The organism is Streptomyces polyasparticus (assembly GCF_014493765.1).
Taxonomy (GTDB): domain Bacteria; phylum Actinomycetota; class Actinomycetes; order Streptomycetales; family Streptomycetaceae; genus Streptomyces; species Streptomyces polyasparticus.
Genome location: NZ_JACTVJ010000036.1, coordinates 18,964 through 36,161 on the forward strand (window position 1 = coordinate 18,964; position 17,198 = coordinate 36,161).

Below are 17,198 nucleotides of genomic sequence, written 5' to 3' on the forward strand. Positions count from 1 at the left end.
GCCCGCCGGGTGGAGGACGTAGCCCCAGCTCAGCTGGGACGCCGTTCGCTCGGTCCAGGTGAACGGGGGCAACGTCGGGTGAGCCGGGTAGCGTCGGCCGGGTTCGTTACGTCCGCCGGCCAGATGCTCGCGCAGCGCGTCGGGTGCGCCGTCCAGGAGGTCGGTGCCGAGGAAGGACCAGCCCTCCGGCGCCTCGTCGATGAGGTACGCGGTCAGGGCGTCGGTGTCCCCGGCGAAGCGATGCTGGTGCGCGGCGAGCAGCAGGGGCAGGTGATGGCTGGGGTAGCCGTCCCAGTGGACGTAACTGCCGGCGTATCCGGTGCCGGTGGGACGGGCGATGACAGAACGAGTGGACAGACGATCTTCCTGTCGTGGGCGGGGTCAGCGGGCGGATCGGCGTGCGGGCGCCGCCGGTGCGGCAGGAGCCGCCGGTACGGCCCGCGGCGGTGGCGCGGATGCCGACCGGTTCGTGCGCCGGTAGATGCCGGCCAGGTGGTCCTCGCTCAAGCAGGCGAGTCGATCACCGAGTTCGGACAGCTCCTCGGCATGTTGGCGGTAGCGAGCGGCGATGCTCGGTTCGTCGTTGAGCTCGCACCACTCGGCCACGCTCTCCAGGAACAGGTGCAGCTCGGCGAGACCGCTGTGCGCGTCGCTGAGTACGGCCTGCGCGACGGTGTCCAACTCGGCGGCTGTATGCGCCCAGTGGAGCTGGCGAGTCCAGTCTCGGATGCTCTGACCGGCGTTCTCGCCAGGGAGCTTTGCGCTGAACTCCCGTGCGTCATGGTCAGCCCACCGGCGCAGGTCGTAGGCGGTGGGTCGGTCCTCCCGCTGGGCGGTGATCTGCTCAGTGGTGCGGCCGACGTTCTCGTACATCTCGAAGTCGGGGTGCGGCAGGGGCAAGGGACTCCTTTGGTCGGTTACGCGCGGTCCGTCTGCGCGGAGCCGACGGGCGGGCCGAAGGCGTCGGTGCGGGCGCACGTGTAGCCGATCAGGCGGGACGGGGCGGCTGTCGCGGGCACGGTGGCGGCGTCGGAGCAGACGAACGAGTACGTCACCGAGGTGCGCGGGATGCCGTGCAGCCAGGCGTTGTCGCGCTTGTCGGGGTTGATCTGCAGCCCGGAGTGCGCGACCGCGTCGGTCTGCGTATGGGTGTGGGCGAACAGCACCAGCGCGCCGCCGTCGTGGGTCTTCAGCGCGTAGGCGTCCTTGAACCGGTTGGTGCCGCCGGCGAAGACGGTGGTGCCCAACTTCCCGAACTTGCGGGTGGCTTTGTCGTGGACCTTGATCTGCTGCTGGCTGGCCTTGGTTGGGTCAAAGACCTTGGTGCCGGTGTTCGTCCCGCCGGTCGCGAAGTTGTCGATCACCGCGGCGCGTAGCAGGTTGGAGTCGGCCGCGAGCTGCTTCTTACCGGTGGCGGCGACCGCGGCGGCATAGCCGTCCTGGTCGAGGGCGATGTCCGGGAGCGTCGTGCTGGCGAGGTCGACGACGGAGACCAACTCCCACCGGTCCTCTTTTGACTGCTCGGCGAAGACGGCGATGCGGCTCGGGGCCTTGCCCTTCTCACTGGAGAGCGCGGCGGCGAACCAGCGGTCCTGGCCGGAGGCGAAACACGGAATGTAGAGCTGGGCGCTGGAGGTGTCGTACGACCAGGGCTTGTACGGCTTGCGGTCGGCCTTGGGCAGGCCCTCGATCTCGGTGTAGTCGGAGAGGGACATCGCGTACATCGGCCCGTCCTCGACGGTGTCGAGCAGGGTGCGGTCACGCTGTGCGTTGGCCGCGTTGTTGATCTTCGAGTAGTGGGTGATGACGGCGCGGGCCTGTGCCTGACTGAGCGCGGGCACCGGCTTCGGCGCGGCAGGCGTGGTGGCGTTCTTCTTCGTGGACGGGGCGTCGTTGTTGCTGCAGGCGGTGGCCCCGGTGAGCAGGGCGGCACAGACGAGCAGGGGAAGAGTGCGGCGGGCGGTGTGGATGAGGGTGCTCCAGGAGCTCGGTCGGGAGGTGATCAGCGGCTGCGGGAGGGCGCAGCAATGGGCGGGGCGACAGGGGCGGTGTTGGTCGTACGGGGGGTGCGGTTCGACGCCGGCGCAGCGGCGAGCAGATCGGCCTGCTGATGGAGCCGGCCGCCGGCCTGGTGCAGGCGGCGCCGCGTGCTGTCGATCCGGGCGTGGAGCTGTGAGCGGGTGGACGCGATGGCCGTGGCGCGCTGCGAGGAGCGGGGAAGCGAGGTGAGGTAGTGGAGGGCACCGGCGTGGGCGACGGCTTCACCGAGGTCGGCCAGGGCGTGCCCCAGGGCGCCCACCGTGCGCGTGAGCTGGGCGACCGTGCGGTGAGTGACGTCACTTTCAGAGTCGCGTCCGCGGCGCACGGTGCGCGCGGCGAAGGCTGCCGCGGTGGTGAGGTGGGCGATCAGTTCGGCGACGTCGCGAGTCCTGTCATCGAGGTCATCGAGGTTGTCGGCGCCGGCGTGCGCCGAGGCGGTGAGCGGTAGCTCGTCGGCCGCGTTGTGGATGCGCTCGGCCAGCGAGTGCAGCTGACTGACCTGGTCGTACGGGGAGGGCAGAAGGGCTCCTGACGGTGTGCGGCGGGAGACGGCGCGGTCAGCGGTGATGGCCGCGGACGGCCGAGGGTGGCAGCACAGCGCTCGCGGGTATCGCGGCCGGCGCGGCTCGCGGGGAGGTCGGCTGGCGGGCGGTGGTGTCCTTGGATGCCGTCACCTGCCGGTAGGCGCCGATGACTTCCTTGAGACGGTCGACTGCGTCAGCCCGGCGTGCGGCAAGGATGTCGATTTGCGTGGCACTGTTCTGCAGGACGCCCAGGGAGTTGATCGCCGCATTCCCGGAGATTGCGCGCGTCAGCGTGGAGGCCGCGGATCCGGCGGCGTCGTTGAACTGCTGGTGCAGGTGGTCCAGGTGACGGGCCGCCGTGTACACGAGGTCGGCGAGAACCATCTCGGGGCCGTCCGTATGGAGACGTCCGAGGCCGCGCGGTGAGGCGCCGAGGGCTTCGTGCACCATCTGGGAGCCGGGGGCAGCGGGGGATGGAGGGCTTGCAGGGTTTTCCATTGGCAGGGAATCCAGGAGGCCATGGGGAAATGGGGCGGCGGGCAGGGTCTCAGAACGCGATCAATGCATTCGGGCATCGGTGTCGAAGAGCGCCAATTCGTGAGGATGTAGCAGATGTTGGACGATGAATGATCGTCCGGCGACCTTCCACAAGCCCCTGCCGCGGTTGAGATGTGCGATCGCGTCGGCCTCGACCGAGGTCAGGCCCAACAGAGCTGCTGCCGCGAGGAGTTGGTCGGTCTCCTGGCGGTAGATGATGCGGGTGGAGCAGTCGGCGAGCAGGCCCTCGGCGAGCGCCCGGCCGCGGGATCCGGCGTCACCTGCGGTGAGTAGATCGCTGAGCCGGTGGATGACCATGAGGTTGGCGATGCCCAGACCACGGCTCAGCTTCCACTGGGATTGCATCCGCGCGAGCAGCCCGGGGTGGCGCATCAGACGCCATGCTTCGTCGTAGACGATCCAGCGTCGGCCGCCGTTCGGGTCGGACAGTGCCGACTCCATCCAGGCGGAGGCACACGTCATCGCCAGCACCAGCGCGGTGTCGTCGCCCGATCCGCCCAGGCGTGACAGGTCGATGGTCAGCATCGGCGAGTTGGGGTCGAAGACCACGGTGCTGGGGGCGTCGAACATGCCCGCGAGGTCGCCGTGCACGAGACGGCGCATGGCGTGGGCCAGGTCGCGGGAGGCGTCGCCGAGACGGCCGGACATGACGCCACCGACCCGGTCGAGTTCGTCGGGGTTGTTGAGGGTGGCGGCGATGTCGCCGAGCAGCGGGGTGCGTCCGCTCGCGGCGGCGCGGGCGACGACGGCGTCGAGAGCGACGTCGAGTCCGGTGTGCTCCATCGGCAGCAGGTCCCGCCCGAGGACGGTGCGGGCCAGCGAGCCGAGCAACAGTAGACGGCGCTTGCGGATCTCGCCCGCCCAGTCGGTCTCCGAGACGCTGTTGGGGCGTGGCGCGGCATCCAGCGGATTGAGCTTTCCGGGCAGTCCCGGTCCCAGGGCGATGGAGGTGCCGCCCAACGCCTGCGCAACGGGCGTCCATTCACCCTTCGGATCGCACGGGACATAGACGCGGTACCCGAAGGCGATCGACCGCAGCGCGAAGCTCTTGGCGAGCGCCGACTTGCCCTGCCCGATCACCCCGGCCAACAGGACGTTCGGGTTGGTGAATCCCTCGACCTTGCCGTACAGCGCGAACGGATCGAAACAAAAGGACGCCTCCGCATGGACGTCACGGCCGATGTATATGCCCTCGGCGCCCAGGCCGCCCTCGGCGAGGAACGGGTACGCCCCGGACGCGGTGGCGGTGGTCATACGGTGGGCGGGCAATTTGATCTTGTTGTAGCGCGAGGACGCCGACCCGGGCCGGCCGCCCGCCGGGAAGAGCGGCGGAGGCATCTCCTGCTCCACGCCGAGGTTGTTGCTGTGGTGCCCGGCGGCCTCGGTGCGGGCCTTCGCGGCTGCCTGGGCGAGCTGCCGGCGGGCCGCCTTGCGGGCGGCGCGATCGGTGCCGTGCGGGGTGAACAAGGGAGAGGCCGAGGCGCGGCGGGCGCGCCGGGCGGGGCGGTGGCTCATGGCGAACTGGCTTTCACGTGACGGCAGTCGGGGTGGCGGGGTGATCAGACGACCGGTGAGGCGGTGAACTGGTGTCGGCCGTAGCCGTTGCCGTCGTTGTTCCAGTCGAGGTACAGCTCGCCGTCGGTGAGCACGGGGGCCGAGCCGACCTTCGTCTTCATCACCGGTGTCGTGTAGTGGTTGTTGTAGTTGGCGTTGGAGCTGCTGTTCTCGAGTCGAGATTCGATGCCGTGGTAGTTGGCCGACTTGAGGACGGGATCGGTGCCCGGCACAGACTTCTTGGCCTGCACCTTGAAGTACGCGCCGTCGAAGATCGAGGAGTCGTCGATCTCGTAGATCACCGGACCGTCCCAAGAGATGGACGCGTAGCTGTAGAGGTAGTCGCCGGACTGCTTGGCGCACACCTTGGCGGAGAAGTCCCAGTTGTCGGCCCAAATGCCGTCATAGGCGGCGTCATCGACGGACTTGGTGCTGGTCTTGCATTGGTAGCTGGCGGCGGTGGCCGGCGCGGCGGTGGCCAGGGCGGCGGTGCCGGCGAGCGTGGCGACGAGGATGGCGGCGGAGGTGGAGCGCTTGAGCTTGCGCATGCAGGGCCTTTCGGTGGTGGGGATTACTGGGCGCACGTAGTCGTGCGACTGGGCGCCGGGGTGTTGAGGTCGGCCGGTGTGGTCTTTCGCCGTACGACGTGGCCAGCGGCGAGGTGGCGCTGGCAGATGGTCAGGACGGGCGGTCCTTCGGGGAGGCGCTCGGGGTGGCATGCGGTGCCGGTCTCGTCCGCTACGGGGAGGAGGTGAAAGGCGTCGTGGACGGCGGCGGTGGCCTGCCACAGCCGGGTGTGCGCGGTGGCGAGCTGTCGGCCGGCAGCGGGATGCGGGGGCCGGGTGGTCTCGGCGAGCTGGTCGAGCAGCTGGTGAAGCGCGGTCAGATGGGCGTGCAGCACGTCGAGATGTGCGCGGTCGGCGGCCGTGCCCGGGTGATCTGTGCGCGGGGCGAGGGCGCGCGCGTGGTGGCGGATGCCGGCGCTGGCGGCCCGTAGGTACGGGTACGCATCGCCGACGGGGATGGCAGAGGTCAAAGGGGAACGGTTCCTTCCTGCCGCGGCGGCAGGACATCGGCGGGTGGCCGGGCGTGGGGGTTACAAGGCGGTGCGGCCGAGGGGTAGGGCGCCGAGCGTGAATGCGTCGGGCTGCTGGAAGTTCAGGCGCCGCAGGTCGACTTGGGCGGTAACGGCGGCGGTCTCGATCTGCGCGCAGGCGGCGTCGAGGAGGGCGTCGGTCTCGGCGGACACGGTGAGCAGCCCGGTCAGCGCGACGTCCGCGTGCCCGGCGATCAGCTGACGCTCGCGGGCTTTCACGTCCGCGTACTCGACGCTGTCGGCCTCGGAGTCGACCTGCCCGCGACGGCTGCGTTCGTTCGCGTCCGCGATGATCGCTGCCTTCGTGCGCTGTACGTCGCGCATCGCGGACTCGAGACCCTGGGGCACGTATATAAGGGACAGAGTGCGGCGGACGCCGGCGGTGAACATAAGCCCGTGCAGGAAGCCCGCGCTCGTTTCGGTGCGCGGCCAGTCCTCGACCCAGTAGGTGGCGTGCCGCGCGGAGTCGGTGGCGAGCCGGTCGTACTCCTCGACCTGGACCACCGGTCCCGCGGCGGCCGGGTCGGCCTCGGCCCGGCCGGACTCCGACCACTGCTGCAGCGCGGACAGGGCCTTGGGGTCGTAGGCGGTGCGGATCACGGCCGCGATCTCGCGTGCCGAGAGCCAGCCGGTCACCATCAGTCCGGCGCTGCGCGCGGCCAGGGCGATCGAGGTGGTGGTCTGCTCCATCACCGTGAAGGCGCCGGGAAGGCCGCCGCCGGCCTGGCTGATGAGACGCTTGGCGGCCTTGAGGTCGAGGGAGATCGCCAGGTACGCCTCGTGCGGGGCGGCGGCCGGTCCGGCGGAGGCGACCAGTTCGCTGTAGACCTGACCGGCCACCGGTGTCTCGGGGTGGCCTTGCCGGCTCCAGTGCCGGGCGAGGGTGTCGCCGCTGTCGGGGACGGTGCGCTCCAGGACCTGCACCGTGGCGACGTGTCCGGTGCGGGCGATACCGGCAAGAGCCCGCCCCCACCCGGCGACGTTGTGGTTCTGGGTCGCAGGGTCCAGCAGCGCGAAGGCCCGGCTGGAGACGCGGGCGACGGCGGTCAGGGTCTGCTGGTGCGGGTCGTGGACGGCGGCGGCGCCGTTGGCGGAATCGCCGGGGGTGACCACCCGCAGCGAGGCGGCGGTGCCGGGCAGGTGCAGGACGCCGTCCTGGCGGGGGCGGGTGACGGGCCGGGCGAGCCACAGGGTCTGTCCGGTACGGCGCCGATGCGCGAAGCGCAGGACGATCGGCGCCCAGTCGATCAGCGAGCGGCCGTGCCGGCGGATGGCGACCAGGGCGGCGACCACGGCCCACAGAGGTGTCAGGGCGATGGCACCGAGCAGCCCGGTGGACACCACCGTGAACAGCAAGAGCGCCAACGCGCATGAGACCAGGACGAGTTGCGGCAGGGAGAGGCCAAGCAGGATGCCGCGCCGGGAGCGATGGGGGAATTTGACGGCGAGCGGTTGGACGGTGAGATCAGACAAGGGCCGTTCCGAGGGTGCGCGGGGCGGTAACCGGGGCGGCACGCGGCGACGAGACGCGGCGCGTGCCGCCCCGGAGTCGGGCAGGAGCTACAGGCCGGTGGGCGGGGGCGGCGGCGCGCCGGTCCCACTGGTGCCGGCCGAGTTCGGCGCCGGCGGGGCGCCCTGCGGCGGGGGCGTGGAGGCGCCGCCGCCGGGCTGCGACATGAATCCGCTGCCGCCGCTGGGTGCGGACGCGGAACCGCCGCCGCTTCTGGGCACGCCGCCTACCTGGCCGCTGGTGTCGTCGCTGGGGCTGGTCGGGGGCGGCTGGACGGCCTTCTCCAACCCGGACTTGATCCCGTCGCCTGCGGACCCCGGGGAGCCGGGGCTCTCCTGGCTGGTGCCTCCGGTGGGGTTGGCGGCGATGTCGCCGGGAAATCCGCCGCCGCCGGCGGCCTCGGGTCCTGCGGCGCCCGCTCCGGCTGCCGCGCCGCCCGTTCCGGCGGTGGCGGCCATGGCGGCGGCCTTGCGTCCCGCCTTCTCGGCGTGCTGCCGGGCGAGCTGGGCGCCGGCGCCACCGGCTCGGTGAATCGATTCTCCGTCGGTGCCTTCGGCCGCCCAGTGGACGAACTTGAAGGTGGCGTACGGGCAGAGCAGCACCAGCACCATGATCACGATGCCTGCCATGACGTCGGCCAGTGCCCCAAGGCCGTCCTTGGCCTCGGTCTTGCCCATGGCGGCGATACCGAGGACGAAGATCACGGTCATCAGCAGCTTGCTGACCACGAGGGTGGCGGTGGCCTCGATCCAGCCGCGCCGCCAGCGGCGGGCGACCTCCCAGCCTCCGCCCGCTCCGGCAAAGATCGCGAGGGTGACCATCACGAGGATGCCGACCTTGCGGACCATCATCACGCACCAGTAGAGGAACGCGCCGACAGCGGCGCCGAGGGCGGCGAACACGGCGACCAGCCAGCCCAGGCCCGCCAGGGCGGGGATCTGGGACACCTTCACGATGCGGCGGACGGCCGCTTCGATGGATAGGTTCGACGCCTTGAACAGGCCGGCCGACAGAGCATCGACCACCTCGATGGCGACCGTGGTCAGGGCGATAGCGGCGAAGGCGAAAATCACGCCCGAGGCGGTGCCGGTGAACGCCTGGGTAAGGGCTTGCCCGTCGCGTTTGACGGCGGCCCGGATGAGTTGCGCGCAGAACGTCCCGACCAGGATGACCAGGCCGATCGGCAGCAGCATCTCGTAGTTGTCGCGGAACCAGCCGGCGTTCAGATCGACCTTGGTGGTGGCGTCGACCGCCTTGGCGGCCAGGTCGGCTGCTGCGGCGGCGAGTTCACCGGCGCTCTTGGCCATCCAGTCGCCGATCGCCTTTCCGGGATCGGAGGCGAAGTCGACGGCCTCGCCGACGGCGCACAGCTTGTCCGCTACGGGAAAGTCGCAGAAACCCAAGGGAAGTTGACCTCCTTATCTTTCGGTCAGCTGGGTCACTGCGTGACGCTGGGCGCGATGGCGGCGAGGGTGCAGTCGTGGTTGGGCCGGCACTGCACGGCGAGGGTCACGGCGCGGTCCTCGGCCCCGCCGCCGCCCTTCTTCCACTCGATCTGCTGCTTGCCGTTGACGGTGACGACGTAGATGTACGCCTCGGTGATCGCGGAGGGGTCCTCGGCGAGGGCCTGCTTGAAGGCGCCGGGGTAGTGGCCCTCGGTGATCGTGGCGGTGGCGTGCTGGTCCTGGTCGGCCATGCGCGACCACAACAGCGGATCGGGCACCTGGCCGGAGACAGATGTCCAGTCGCTGTACTTGGGCTCCTTGGTCATCCAGGCGTGCATGCCGGCGAGTTGCTGATCGCGGCTGGTGTCGCGAGTGTCGTACGACCACAGCATCTGCGCTGCGGCCTTGGCGAAGGCGACCGGTTCGGCGATCTGCGGGGGCTTGGGCACCGACCCCGACCCCGCCGCGGGCTGTGGTGCGGCCTCGGAGGGCGAGGAACCGCTCGCCTGCGCGGGCGTGCTGCCGTCGTCGTGGTGTTCGCCGCGGCCGGTGAACCAGGCGGCGGTCGCGGCGAGGGCGAGCAGTGCCGTGATGACCAGGGCGACGATCGCGATGCGCTTCTTGGCCGACCAGGTCACGCCGTATCCGGACAGGGAGGGGAGTCGATTCGGCATCAGTGGACCTGAGCCCCCAGACCGGAGAAGAACGCGACGATTCCGTTGGCGGCTCCGAGTCCGAGCGCGGCGCCGGCCGCGACGACAGCTCCCTTCTTGCCGTTGGCCTCCGCCTGGTGGCCGCCGGTGTGGTGGCCCCAGGCCCATACGCCGAGGGAGACGGCGAGGGCGCCGACGACGGCGATGATCCCGAACATGTTGATGCTGTTGACGACGTTCTTCAGCACGGACAGGCCGGGCAGGCCGCCACCCGCAGGCGTGATGCCTGGGTCGTAGGCGAGGAGGGCGGCGGCGCGGTCTGCGAGAGGTATGGGCATAGGTGTGGCAGGACTCCTTGCGTACGCGGGCCGTGCAGGGGCCGGCGAAAAGGGGAAAGGGAGAGGGGAGGGGTGCGCTCTCGGCGCGAGAAGGGGGCCCGGCGGGGCGCGGCCCGGGGTGTCCGGGCAGCGCTCGGCGTCAGAGGACGCGGCGGACGGCCAAGATGTCCCAGTCCTTGATCGGCGTGATCCGGACCGGTTTCGATGTGCGCGGCGCCTCGATGACGAGGCCCTCGCCCATGTAAAGACCGACGTGTTCGGGCCGAGCGGCGGTGCCGCGGCTGAAGATCAGGTCACCGGGCTTGAGGTTCTTCGCCGAGACGGCCTTGCCCTCATTGACCTGCGTGTACGTGGTGCGGGTGAGCTTGATGCCGGCGTGCGCGTACGCCTGCTGCATCAGCGAGCTGCAGTCGCAGCGGCCCATCGGGTCGGGGCCGTGGGCGTCGGTGCACGAGCCGCCCCACTGGTAGAGCGTGCCGAGCTGGTGCATGGCCCACTCGATGGCCTTGCGCGCCTTCGGATCGGCGTCCTTGGGGATCTTGTAGCCCTTCGGGACGGCGCCCTCGGGGATCCGCCCGAAGGACGTGCCGTCCTTGTCGGGAGTGCACCCTCCGGCACTGGACTCGGTGTCCTTGTCCTTGGCGGACTCGCCCTTGTCGGCGTTCGGGAACGTGGCGGCGATGGCCTTCTGCAGCGCGGTGGCCAGGTCCTCCCACTGCGCGTACGCGTCCGGGTAGCCGGACTTCTGTACGGCCTGGACGGCTTGGGTGACCTTCATCTGCTGCCAGCCGTCGACCTTGAGCAGCGCCTTGTAGAAGCGCTCCGAGGCGTAGACCGGATCGCGGATCTGCTGCGCGGTTCCCCACCCCTGGCTGGGCCGTTGCTGGAACAAGCCGAGGCTGTCCCGGTCGCCGTAGTTGAGGTTGTGCAGCCGCGACTCCTGCATCGCGGTGGCGATCGCGATGATCTGCCCCTTCTTGGGCACGTCAAGGCTGATTCCGGTGGCCACTATGGTCTGCGCGTTGGGGACCTGCTCGGCCGGAAGGTCCAGGCCCTGGATGTGGACGTCCTTGGCGGACGCGCCGTCGAGGAGCTTGGTGACTTCCTTGGTCACCTCGCTGGTGTCGAGGTCGGTCGGGCATTGGAAGGTCGAGGTGGTGGAGGCTTCGCTGGAGGACGCCATCATCATGGCGGTGCCGGCGAGCAGGAGAGGGGAGAGGACGACGACGCCGATGCCGGCGGCTATGCCCTTCAATCCGGTCCGCCTCCCGGAAGGCGGTCACGGGCCGGCGGACGGATCGCGGGCAGGGGAGGGTAGAGCGATGTCACAGCGAGGTCCTTGGTGAAGTCCCGGCGGCGCGTGCGTCGTTGAGGAAAGGGCGCGACGTCCGGGTGGTGGGTAATTCGGGTCGCCCGGGTGCTGTTGCGAGTTGCCGCTCGCACCGGCACAGGGCGTCGGGTCAGGTGTGCCAGGACATGGGAATACCTCCACGAAGGCAGCGGCGGGGATGTGCCATCGGCGGTGTCCGCCGGGCAGTTCCAAAACAGTAAGGGCGGATCCCCGGTTGCCGAAATCGTTCGTGATCAAGGCTCTATTTCGGGGTTTTCGGCGGCGATAGCGCTCAACCGGGGATCGTGCCCTACAGTTTTGGCTCCTCCCTCGCCCCCTCACGTCGCAGACCGCGGAGCCATCCGCCCGCATTCGGTCCTGTGGGGCATCCAGGCGAGCTGGAGCGTCTCTCCCTCATCTCACACGACCCGAATTGGGGTATCTCTTTGCCTTTTTCCCTGCACCAGGGCGACGCGCTCAGCGTCCTCGCCGAGCTGCCGGACAACTGCGTCGACTCCGTCATCACCGACCCGCCGTACAACAGCGGCGGTCGGACGGCGAAGGAGCGCACGAGCCGGTCCGCGAAGCAGAAGTACACCTCGGCCGACGCCGGCCACGAGCTGCCGGACTTCACCGGCGAGAACATGGATCAGAGGTCGTACGGCTTCTGGCTGACCCAGATCATGACCGAGGCGCACCGGCTCACCAAGGTCGGCGGCACTGCGCTGCTGTTCACCGACTGGCGGCAGCTGCCGATCACCACGGACGCCATCCAGGCCGCCGGCTGGCTGTGGCGGGGTGTCCTGGCCTGGCACAAGCCCCAGGCGCGACCCCAAAAGGGGCGGTTTACGCAGAATTGTGAATTCATCGTCTGGGCGTCCAACGGCCCGATCGATGCGGCCCGCAACCCGGTCTACCTTCCCGGCCTCTACAGCGCTTCGCAGCCAAGCGGCAAGGCGCGCCAGCACATCACGCAGAAGCCCGTTTCCGTCATGCGCGAGCTCGTGCAAATCGCCCCGGAGGGCGGCACGGTTCTCGACTTCACCTGCGGATCCGGCTCGACCGGGGTCGCGGCGCTGCTGGAGGGGCGCGACTTCATCGGTGTCGAGAAGACCAAGCAGTACGCCGAGATTGCTGCCGACCGCCTCACCGAGACTCTGCAACAGACCCTTTCCCGGGATGACTTGACGCTGGTCGTCTGAGGCTGGCCCTGCCGCGCGGCGCGGCATTCGGCGTGTTCGCGTCGTGCCGCGCGCAGCGTTATAGCAGCGAAGTCCCGGTTACCGAAACCGGGAATTCTCCGGATGGTTGGAGCCGCAATCGACGCCCTATGGCTGCGGCCCAAGGAGGCCCCTTTTCGTGACTGAATCCATAAACCCCCCGGAGGACGCGGAGACGGATCCGGTCCGGACACCCGAAGACCCTCTCCGCTCGGAGAGCGGAGAGATGGAGCCGGTCCGGGTGCCGGACTCTCATCTGGCGAGCATGCAAGCGGACATGGCCAAGCTGATGAACATGGCCGCGCAGCACGAGCGCCAGCTCGACGACCTCTCGGCCGCGCCACCGACACCGGACTCGCCCTTCGCCGCCTATGGGCTGCCGGGGTTCGCAGGTCTGCCGCCCGCCCCGATGCCGCCCGAGCCGCGCCCGATCCTCGAGCTGGAGGACGAGGAGTACGAGGACGAACTCGACGCACTTAGTGACTGGGTTGACGACTTCCTGCTCCGTGTCTACGGTGCGGAGGTCACGACCGCCGCACCGTGGTGCGAGCACTGGCAGGAACACGCCGACGTCGTCGCCTGGCTCCACGCCCTGTGGCTGGCCTACCAGCAGCACAAGGACGCCGAAGCCGGACTGTCCGGACTGTTCGTGTGGCACCGCGACTTCCTCACCCACGCCATGGCCACCGTCCGCGCCGCTGGCGGCCCGCTGTCCGCGTGCATGACCGACCCGGACCGGCCCGCGCACCGTCTACTGCCCGGTCCCCGCCCCTCAAACCGAACCACTTCCGCGATCGACGAGCCCGACGAGCCCGACGAGCCCGAGGAGCGCGGGGACCACGAAGAGAGCGGGGACCACGAGGAGAGCGGCGAGCCGGGCCAGGCAAGCGGATGACCGGCCGTGAGGACCGGCCGGCGTACGCCCTGTCCTTCGACCCCCGCGCCCTGACCGACCTCCTGCAAGCCCCCGGCGACATACGCGACCTGGCACTCGCCCAGCTCCAGGACATCGTCAACGCCCGCCTGCACGGCGCCAAACTCACCCGCGACCTCGCCGGATGCCGCAAGGTCTACTTCGATCACCGGGCGCAGTGGCGCATCGTCTACGCCCAGCGGCCGGCGCCCGCCAACTCCACGCACACCACCGAGATCCACGTCGTGGCCATACGCCCGCGAGAAGCGCACGACGTGTACGACACCGCCCGCGCCCGCCTCGGCATCCGCCGGCGCCCGCTGGGCGAGCGCACCCACGCGGCCCGCACCCGCTCGCCGCAGCTGGGCACGCGCCAGCCCGTCCCCAAACCGGGACCACCGCCCTACGCGATGCCCGGCCTTCCCCAACCCGCACAGCCCCCGACCCTGAAGGGCCCCGTTCGTTGACGCAGTTCCCCACCCTGATCGACCAGGTCGCCGCCGCCGTACTGGCGCCGGCCCAGGTCACCGAGAACCCGCACCACCGCGCCATCCTCGACACCTTCGTCGAGATCCAGGAACTCGACCGCCAGCTCGCCGAGCTAGCGGAAGCCGAACTGCCCAGTGTCAGCCCCACTGAGCAGCTGAACGCCCTGACCGACCTGCTGGTCGAACGGATGACAGCCGGTGCCGAGCTGAGCGCCCTCCTGGCCACCTCCTGCTGCTGCGCCGCCGCCTACGAGGCCGAGCCCTCGACCGACTGCGAACCGCTCGACGACGAAGAGCCCTACTTCGACCCGGACTTCGACGGCTTCAGCGAGTTGTACGACTTCGACGAGCCGGACGATCTGGACAACTTCGACGACCTCCACGTGGGCACATGCGAAGAGTTCCTGTCCTGCCCCCGCCGCCCGCAGACGATCGTCCACGCCTGCCTCACCGTCTTCGACGACGAGGGCGCCCCGGAGTACGTGAGCACCGCAGAGCTGGTCAAGCGCCTGCGCGATCTGCCCGGCCAGGCCGACGGGCGCTGGAGCTACGCCGACCTCACCCCGTTGCGGCTGGGGCTGCTCCTGCGCGGTTACGGAGTCCAGCCCTGCAAGCCGCGAGCGGCCGACGGCAGTCGCTACCGGGCCTACCGGCGCGCCGATCTGCTGGCGGCCCGCCCGACCTGCTCCTGCTGAGGCACCCGGCTCTCGCGCACACCCGGCGGGTGAGGGAAGCGGACTGGGGCCTGGTCGCCGCCCTCCATGCCCAGTGCTCCGAGCAGAACCTGCTGCGCCGCTGGGGCCGCACCCGCATCACACCCCGCGACCTGTCCCGGCTCCTTACCCACGCGGACTGCTGGATAGGGCTCGGCGCAGACGAGCGGCCCCTGGCCCTAGTCTGCGCCGGGTCCGTCACCCTGGAGCCGGGGGTCGTCGACCTCGGCCTGCAGGTCGTCGACCACCGCCACCGGCAGGGCATTGGCACGGCTCTGGCCCGCCAAGTCGCCCGCCTCGCCCGCGCGCGCGGGGCCCACACCCTCTCCGCGTTCACCCAGGCGTCCAACGCGCCCATGCTCCGCCTCCTCGATCGGCTCGGCCCGACGTCGCACACCCGTGACGGCCCGTACGTCGAGGTCCGCGTTGCCCTGGATGCGCTCGCCCCGGACCCAGAAATCACACCGTCATGACCCGCCCCCCCACGCGACGGGTTGGTGCCCACCGCCCTCGACCAGCGGATCGAGGCCGCCGTCGGATACGACGTCGAGGAGCTGCGCCGGCACCGCGACGGCGGACTCCTCGACGCCCCGCACGCCGCCCTGGCCGACGCGCACCGCGAACTGGCCAGGGCTGAGCGGGACGTCACCTTCTATCGTGCCCGTCTTGCCCGCCTCGCATCCAGTGAACTACCCGCTGACCAGGCGCTGTTCGCCTCGATTCAGCGCACCCTCGATCACCTGGCGAGGGCCGCCGATGCACGCGATGCGAAGCAGGCCGCCGCAGCCGCGGCGCTGGAGTCGATCGAGTCCGCCGCTCCCCGGCAGGCGCCACCGCAGCTCGCGACGACGGACGTCGCGGCCCTGCTCGCCATCGCCCAGGGCGCCAAGCTGCACGAGCATCTCGTCACCCACCGTCTCGCCGTGGCGACCCCCACGCGCACCCGGATCTCCTACGCCCAGCTCCAGCGCCTGGAGGCGATGGGCCTGGTGGAGCGCGATAGGGCGCATCCCGTGCAGGCCGGTCAGCCCGTCGCCCTCACCGATATCGGCCGCGCCGCGCTGACCGAACCCCGCCGCTCCGGCCCGCCCGGCACCACGCCCGCGCCTGTCCCGCCGGGCTTCCCCGCCGTCTCCCGCAGCCGCCGCTGAACAGCGCATCCATGCCACGCGCAGGGAGCCGCAGGCGCCACCACCGAAAGCACCGATGCCCACATACGAACCCGATTTCCGCCTCGGCGGATACGAAGCCGTCAACGACCACGTCGCCGAGCAGTTCTGGGGCCACATCGGCATCGAGCAGGACTCGATGACCGTTCTTGCCGAGCACCACAGCGCCGACGCCAAGCACAGCTTCTTTGTGATGCACAACCGCGCCGTCACCTGGGGCATCCCCGGGGAGCCGCAGCTCGTCGCCCTGCACCTCAAACGCAATCATGCCGCTGGCACCTACCAGTTCGACCATGCGGAACTGCCGCTGCCGGCCATGGCCCAGTCCTGGCTGATCGCCCGCGGCTGCCCCGAGGAGGAGATCCTCCTGCCCGACGGCATGGGCACCGCCCCCGCGAACGAGGCCACCAGCGCCTTGGAGAAGCGGTTGCGCAGCGACGGCGATCACTTCGCTCTGCTCACCAGCTACACCAAGGACGACGACCCGGTACAGACCACCGTGATGCTGCGTGCCGTCGATGAGAAGGCGACGCTGCCCTTCCGCGTGCTCCTCGAAGAGGTCGACACGACCGCATGGACGCACACCCTGCGCGAGGGCGGCTTCCCGACCTACGAGGCCGCCACCCAGTGGTGGGAAGCGCACTGGAACGGCGACAAGCCGCAGCTGCCGACGGCCTCGCCGGCGACGCGGGCCACCGCCGTCCCGGGCCTGCCGGTGCGACTCGCGCCTCCGCGCGGCCCGAGCCGCTGAACTCCCGCTCATCCAACGGTATTTGGAATGCCACCCAGGGCGGATTTCCTTCTGCCGGGCCGGACGCGGTGCGGAACATAGCACGCAATCCCCGGTTACCGAAACCGGGGATTCTCCGGACTCTTGTTCTCAGCCCGCACGGCATTCGCCTGGGGCTACTTCCGCATTCCCTCTCCACGCCGCAACGCCAATTCCTTATCCCCTACCGGCATTCCCGAACAGAAGGGAGCTACTTCGTGCTCGATGACAGCGAAGACGTGATGGGCGTCATCACCGAGCGAATCGAAGGCCGATTCCAGATGCCGCTCGCCGACCTGCGCCGAGCGGTTGAGGCGGCACCGCAAGCCAATCCCGAGGCCACCACCGTCGTGCACTGGTACGGCCTGCTGGTCGAAACGCAGCAGGCGCTCGACACCGCCGAGGACGCGCTCGTCGAGGCGCTGGGCACGCAGCCGGGCGACGTACTCGACGACCCCGTCATGGAGTTGGCCCACCAGGTCAACGCCGCTGTCGCCTCCCGCGACGGCCGCGCCATGGTCGTGAAGTACCTCCTCGACCCCAACGCTCCCGGCAAGCGAGGACCCGGGGTATGGCGAGGTGCAGCCCCGGCCACCCGTCGCGCTCCAGCCCTGCCCACCACCCCGCCCACGCTGCCCAGTGCGCAAAACACCGCGGTGCGCGGGGTGACGCGGTGAGCGTCATCGACAAGTCCAGCAGCCGCGATGCGGCACTGCAGCAAGCATTCGGCACCGAAGTGTCCGAGCTGCTGCGCACCATGCCGGCGCCGAACCAAGTAGCACCTGCACGCGCCGGGTTGAGCCCCAAGATCGCCGCCACCGCTCCCACCACCCCGGCAGCATCCCGCGCCGCGGCGATGCGGACCCGACATCCCTGAA

The 17,198-nt window shown here is 70.1% G+C and carries 21 protein-coding genes; 9 read left to right on the forward strand and 12 right to left on the reverse strand.

Going from position 1 to position 17,198, the window contains the following annotated elements; all coding sequences use genetic code 11:
- Positions 1-381 precede the first annotated feature (381 nt).
- The 12 genes from H9Y04_RS42550 to H9Y04_RS42605 all read right to left on the reverse strand — a co-directional run bounded on the left by H9Y04_RS42550 (position 382) and on the right by H9Y04_RS42605 (position 10,973).
- Entirely contained in the window at positions 382-900 is a 519-nt protein-coding gene (locus H9Y04_RS42550; RefSeq protein WP_187819637.1) for a hypothetical protein, read from the reverse strand.
- Positions 901-917: 17 nt separating this feature from the next.
- Positions 918-1,841: a DUF8094 domain-containing protein gene (locus H9Y04_RS42555; RefSeq protein WP_308802001.1), complete on the reverse strand. Its 924-nt coding sequence runs from the start codon at positions 1,839-1,841 to the stop codon at positions 918-920.
- Between the two features lie 161 nt (positions 1,842-2,002).
- Entirely contained in the window at positions 2,003-2,365 is a 363-nt protein-coding gene (locus tag H9Y04_RS42560; RefSeq protein ID WP_236072130.1) for a hypothetical protein, read from the reverse strand.
- Positions 2,366-2,597: 232 nt separating this feature from the next.
- Positions 2,598-2,948 carry a hypothetical protein gene (locus H9Y04_RS42565; protein WP_236072131.1) on the reverse strand — a complete coding sequence of 117 codons (351 nt, stop codon included), beginning with the start codon at positions 2,946-2,948 and terminating at the stop codon, positions 2,598-2,600.
- Positions 2,949-3,122: 174 nt separating this feature from the next.
- Positions 3,123-4,637: a putative type IV secretion/conjugal transfer ATPase gene (locus H9Y04_RS42570; RefSeq protein ID WP_187819639.1), complete on the reverse strand. Its 1,515-nt coding sequence runs from the start codon at positions 4,635-4,637 to the stop codon at positions 3,123-3,125.
- A 44-nt stretch (positions 4,638-4,681) separates the two neighbouring features.
- Positions 4,682-5,224, reverse strand: a complete 543-nt coding sequence (locus H9Y04_RS42575; protein WP_187819640.1) for a hypothetical protein — start codon at positions 5,222-5,224, stop codon at positions 4,682-4,684.
- A 23-nt stretch (positions 5,225-5,247) separates the two neighbouring features.
- Positions 5,248-5,712 carry a DUF6238 family protein gene (locus tag H9Y04_RS42580; protein WP_187819641.1) on the reverse strand — a complete coding sequence of 155 codons (465 nt, stop codon included), beginning with the start codon at positions 5,710-5,712 and terminating at the stop codon, positions 5,248-5,250.
- Between the two features lie 60 nt (positions 5,713-5,772).
- Complete coding sequence (locus tag H9Y04_RS42585; protein WP_187819642.1) at positions 5,773-7,245, reverse strand: SCO6880 family protein; 1,473 nt, start codon at positions 7,243-7,245, stop codon at positions 5,773-5,775.
- Positions 7,246-7,332: 87 nt separating this feature from the next.
- Entirely contained in the window at positions 7,333-8,685 is a 1,353-nt protein-coding gene (locus tag H9Y04_RS42590) for an SCO6881 family protein (protein WP_187819643.1), read from the reverse strand.
- Between the two features lie 35 nt (positions 8,686-8,720).
- Entirely contained in the window at positions 8,721-9,401 is a 681-nt protein-coding gene (locus tag H9Y04_RS42595; RefSeq protein WP_187819644.1) for a hypothetical protein, read from the reverse strand.
- The gene (locus tag H9Y04_RS42600) at positions 9,401-9,718 is read right to left on the reverse strand and encodes a DUF6112 family protein (RefSeq protein WP_187819645.1); all 318 of its coding nucleotides are present in this window, start codon (positions 9,716-9,718) and stop codon (positions 9,401-9,403) included. The genes H9Y04_RS42595 and H9Y04_RS42600 overlap by 1 nt, the downstream gene beginning before the upstream one ends.
- 139 nt (positions 9,719-9,857) lie before the next feature.
- On the reverse strand, positions 9,858-10,973 hold the full coding sequence (locus H9Y04_RS42605) for a C40 family peptidase (protein WP_187819646.1): 1,116 nt from the start codon (positions 10,971-10,973) through the stop codon (positions 9,858-9,860).
- A gap of 521 nt (positions 10,974-11,494) precedes the next feature.
- Here H9Y04_RS42605 and H9Y04_RS42610 point away from each other — a divergent pair.
- From H9Y04_RS42610 to H9Y04_RS42650, 9 genes are all read left to right on the forward strand, one after another.
- Positions 11,495-12,250: a DNA-methyltransferase gene (locus tag H9Y04_RS42610; protein WP_187819690.1), complete on the forward strand. Its 756-nt coding sequence runs from the start codon at positions 11,495-11,497 to the stop codon at positions 12,248-12,250.
- 157 nt (positions 12,251-12,407) lie between these two features.
- Complete coding sequence (locus H9Y04_RS42615) at positions 12,408-13,163, forward strand: DUF4913 domain-containing protein (protein WP_438818221.1); 756 nt, start codon at positions 12,408-12,410, stop codon at positions 13,161-13,163.
- Complete coding sequence (locus H9Y04_RS42620) at positions 13,160-13,648, forward strand: hypothetical protein (RefSeq protein WP_187819647.1); 489 nt, start codon at positions 13,160-13,162, stop codon at positions 13,646-13,648. Before H9Y04_RS42615 ends, H9Y04_RS42620 begins: the two co-directional genes overlap by 4 nt.
- A complete protein-coding gene (locus H9Y04_RS42625) occupies positions 13,645-14,364 on the forward strand; it encodes a DUF3631 domain-containing protein (protein WP_187819648.1) in 720 nt (239 codons plus the stop codon). The genes H9Y04_RS42620 and H9Y04_RS42625 overlap by 4 nt, the downstream gene beginning before the upstream one ends.
- 29 nt (positions 14,365-14,393) lie before the next feature.
- On the forward strand, positions 14,394-14,855 hold the full coding sequence (locus H9Y04_RS42630) for a GNAT family N-acetyltransferase (RefSeq protein ID WP_187819649.1): 462 nt from the start codon (positions 14,394-14,396) through the stop codon (positions 14,853-14,855).
- A gap of 24 nt (positions 14,856-14,879) precedes the next feature.
- Entirely contained in the window at positions 14,880-15,533 is a 654-nt protein-coding gene (locus tag H9Y04_RS42635) for a hypothetical protein (RefSeq protein ID WP_187819650.1), read from the forward strand.
- A 55-nt stretch (positions 15,534-15,588) separates the two neighbouring features.
- Positions 15,589-16,302, forward strand: coding sequence for a hypothetical protein (locus H9Y04_RS42640; RefSeq protein WP_236072133.1), 714 nt, complete (start codon positions 15,589-15,591; stop codon positions 16,300-16,302).
- Positions 16,303-16,538: 236 nt separating this feature from the next.
- Positions 16,539-16,997 (forward strand): hypothetical protein, encoded by a 459-nt coding sequence (locus tag H9Y04_RS42645; protein WP_187819651.1) that lies wholly within the window; start codon positions 16,539-16,541, stop codon positions 16,995-16,997.
- Complete coding sequence (locus tag H9Y04_RS42650) at positions 16,994-17,197, forward strand: hypothetical protein (RefSeq protein WP_187819652.1); 204 nt, start codon at positions 16,994-16,996, stop codon at positions 17,195-17,197. The genes H9Y04_RS42645 and H9Y04_RS42650 overlap by 4 nt, the downstream gene beginning before the upstream one ends.
- The last annotated feature ends 1 nt before the right edge of the window (position 17,198 follow it).